The sequence below is a fragment of the Streptomyces sp. NPDC046197 genome (assembly GCF_040646295.1).
Taxonomy (GTDB): Bacteria; Actinomycetota; Actinomycetes; order Streptomycetales; family Streptomycetaceae; genus Streptomyces.
The window spans coordinates 1-3,307 of record NZ_JBEYZY010000087.1; the positions used below are offsets into that span (position 1 = coordinate 1).

Consider the following 3,307-nt stretch of genomic DNA (forward strand, 5'->3'; position numbering starts at 1 on the left):
TGAGGATTATAATTGTTATAAAATTGTTCGATGTATTCAAAGCAAGAGAGTTGAACTTCTTGAATGGAGTGATAAGTTCATAATTACATTAACGCAAAAAAATATGTTCAAACTTTGACCGAAGATGAAGTTAAAAATTTGTGTTTTGAAGTCAAAGATTTATACGAAGATGTCTTAAAAGAATTTGAAATTAAGCTCTAATTTTTTTCAAAAAGGGGGATTGGGGGACACCACCAAAAATAAAAAGATTCGTCTGAAACGAACAAAAATAAAATTGGAAATTTTAGATTTTGTGAGTGAAAGATGAATACTTTTTACTGTAAGTGTAGCCACACTTGCTAAGTTCACTAACTAAAGACACTAACCCCCTATTTTGAGCTTTTAGAGTTGACAGTAGTTTGAAAGGTTGACAAGATGAAAAAAACCAAAAATCGTGAGAGAAATATTTTAAAAAGGTTCTTCGTAAATGAAAAAGAGAACGAAAGAATTAAATTGATGATGAGAAAAACTGGTATCACTAATTTTTCTATTTTTGCTAGACGAGCCTGTTGCAATAAAGAGATTTTTTCTATTGATTTTTCAGAATATAAAAATATTATTTCTGAAATTTCTGCGACAAAATCTGAACTAAAACGTATCGGAAATAATATCAATCAAATTGCTAAACATTTAAACGAAAATAAAAATAATCAGACAAAAGAATTGATGTCTGATTATCAAAAGCAATTAGAAAATTTGGAAGATAAAATTCAAAAAGTGGTTCATTTTATTTCGGAGGGGGAGTAAAAATGACAGTGATTTATATGCCAAAACAATCGAACGGAACGGTTCATTCTTCAACAGTTGTGAGCTGTTTTTTGAATGCTGATGAATAGTGAGATTAGAGCAGGTCATAAATAAGGGTCATATTTAAAAGCTAAAATTGTACGTTTTAGTCAATTACATACAAGGGTTCTGTTGCAAAGTTTTAAATAAAGAATAAAATCCCTTACGGTATCTATGATTTAGGCTGTTATTCCCATTAATACCTTGATTTCAGTAGACACCGAAAAGCCGAAGAGAGTGCCTTCTTTTCGGGTTTTCTTATATAATCCTCGAATGGCTTCCATGCCCTTAATCGTGGGTGAGGCAGTGCGTAAACTTCGATAGAATTTATTGCGTCTCTTTACTGGACGATGGTCTTGTTCAATCAAATTATTCAGGTATTTAATGGTACGATGTTCTGTCCCTTGATAAAAGCCGTATTCTTTTAGTTTCTTAAAGGCACTTGTAATAGAGGGGGCTTTATCTGTGACTACAACCTTCGGTTCATCAAACTGCTTCACTAACCGCTTAAGAAAAGCATAGGCTGCTTGTGTGTCCCGTTTTTTACGTAACCAAATATCCAAGGTTAAACCATCTGCATCGATGGCTCGATACAAATAATGCCATTTTCCTTTAATTTTGATGTACGTTTCATCCATTTTCCATGAATAAAAGGATTTTTTATTTTTCTTTTTCCAAATTTGATAGAGTAGTTTGCCATATTCTTGTACCCAACGATAAATCGTCGTATGAGAAACGTTAATGCCACGATCATATAAGATTTCTTGAACTTCACGATAGCTAAGGTTATAACGAAGATAGTAGCCCACGGCTACAATAATCACATCCTGCTGAAATTGCTTTTCTTTAAAATGATTCATCGTCATTCCTCCTGCTATCTTTTTCTATTATTCTACCTTATTTGATAGTAGATTTAAAACTTTGCAACAGAACCCTATATTCGTTACAATGGTTATGGGAAGTTTTTCAAAAGGTTAAGAAAAGCTTACGGGGGTTTTTGAAATCAAAAAGTAGTAGGGGACGATAAAATGAAACATACACACAAAATCATATTGGCTGTCACTTCTGTATGCACTGTTATTATTCTAGGTGTAAGTATCTTTTTTGTTACACAAGCAGTAACAAACAATAAATTAGAAAACACTAGTCAAACAACTCAACACTCAAGCAGCAGCTCAAAACCTGTTGAAGATAAACAAACGACGAAACAGCTTGATCAAGCAAAACAGCTTGCTGCAAGTTATCATTATGATGAAGCCATCGCCTTACTTGAAAAAGACGACGCCAAAGAAGCGCAACAATTGTTAGCAACTTTGAAAAAAGAAAAAGAATCCTTGGTAAAATGGGAAGACCCGACCAAAATCTCACACGTCTTCTTTCATAGTCTGATTGTTGATCCAGCTAAGGCTTTTCATACCCAGCAAGCACAAGGGTATAAAGATTATATGGTCACTATTTCCGAATTCAATAAAACCATTGATCAGTTATATAAAAATAACTATGTTCTTGTTAATCTAAATGGATTAGTCAAAAAAGGAACAGATGGAAAACTGACCTTTACAGGTGTTTCTCTTCCAGAAGGAAAGAAACCGTTAATTCTTTCGCAAGACGATGTCAGCTATTATGAATACATGGACAATTCAGGATTTCCAAGTAAGTTGATTGTCGATAAACAGAACCAAATCAAGAATATTTATATCGACAATAAGAAGGAAACTGTTGGTGACTATGATATGGTTCCATTGATCGATTCATTCATTAAAAAACATCCCGATTTTTCTTATCAAGGCGCCAAAGGAACATTAGCTTTAACAGGCTATAATGGTGTATTAGGTTACCGTACATCAAAATCAGAATATGGTGATAACGAAAAAACAAACAAAGAAATCGAAGCAGCCAAAAAAGTTGCTGATCAATTAAAGAAAGATGGTTGGAGTTTTGCTTCTCATACTTGGGGACACTTGAATATGACACAAGCTTCTTTAGCCGATATCCAACAAGATAATGAACGTTGGCAAAATGAAGTTGCACCTATTTTAGGCAAAACAAATATTTTGATCTACCCATTTGGCGCTGACATCAGCGATTGGCAACCTTATTCTGAAGCAAATCAAAAATTTGCTTACTTGAAACAACAAGGATTTGATATCTTCTGCAATGTCGATGCCTCAACTCCTGCATGGGGACAACTAGGAACTGACTACTACCGTAACGCCAGAATCAATATTGACGGTATCCGTTTCGAAGCTGACCTAAAAGGAGAAAATCCAATACTTGATCAATTTATCAACGTCAAAGAAGTGTATGACCAAAAAGATCGAGGATAGAGGTTGTGAAAGAAGCGTCCAGCTCCGCCGACAATAAGTAGGAATTAACTATCTAGGAACGCATACCATGCGTAAAACAGGCGCTTATAAGGTCTATACCCAGTCAAACTATAATATTGGTTTAGTGATGCATTTATTAAACCATTCAAGTGAAG

Annotated in this window: 3 protein-coding genes; 2 read left to right on the plus strand and 1 reads right to left on the minus strand. The window is 34.2% G+C overall.

Annotated features, from left to right (window positions below; genetic code table 11):
- Window positions 1-414 precede the first annotated feature (414 nt).
- A complete protein-coding gene (mobC, locus tag AB0A61_RS40900; RefSeq protein WP_351796752.1) occupies window positions 415-786 on the plus strand; it encodes a plasmid mobilization relaxosome protein MobC in 372 nt (123 codons plus the stop codon).
- 218 nt (window positions 787-1,004) lie between these two features.
- On the opposite strand, the gene AB0A61_RS40905 is transcribed toward mobC, so the two are convergent.
- A complete protein-coding gene (locus AB0A61_RS40905; protein WP_058212875.1) occupies window positions 1,005-1,685 on the minus strand; it encodes an IS6 family transposase in 681 nt (226 codons plus the stop codon).
- Between the two features lie 168 nt (window positions 1,686-1,853).
- Here AB0A61_RS40905 and AB0A61_RS40910 point away from each other — a divergent pair, with 168 nt between their 5' ends.
- A complete protein-coding gene (locus AB0A61_RS40910; RefSeq protein WP_014017385.1) occupies window positions 1,854-3,152 on the plus strand; it encodes a polysaccharide deacetylase family protein in 1,299 nt (432 codons plus the stop codon).
- Window positions 3,153-3,307: the final 155 nt, after the last annotated feature.

Coding starts and splice junctions, on each gene's coding strand:
- mobC (WP_351796752.1), top strand. CDS start 415: ATGAAAAAAACCAAAAATCGTGAGAGAAATATTTTAAAAAGGTTCTTC.
- AB0A61_RS40905 (WP_058212875.1), bottom strand. CDS start 1,685: ATGAATCATTTTAAAGAAAAGCAATTTCAGCAGGATGTGATTATTGTA.
- AB0A61_RS40910 (WP_014017385.1), top strand. CDS start 1,854: ATGAAACATACACACAAAATCATATTGGCTGTCACTTCTGTATGCACT.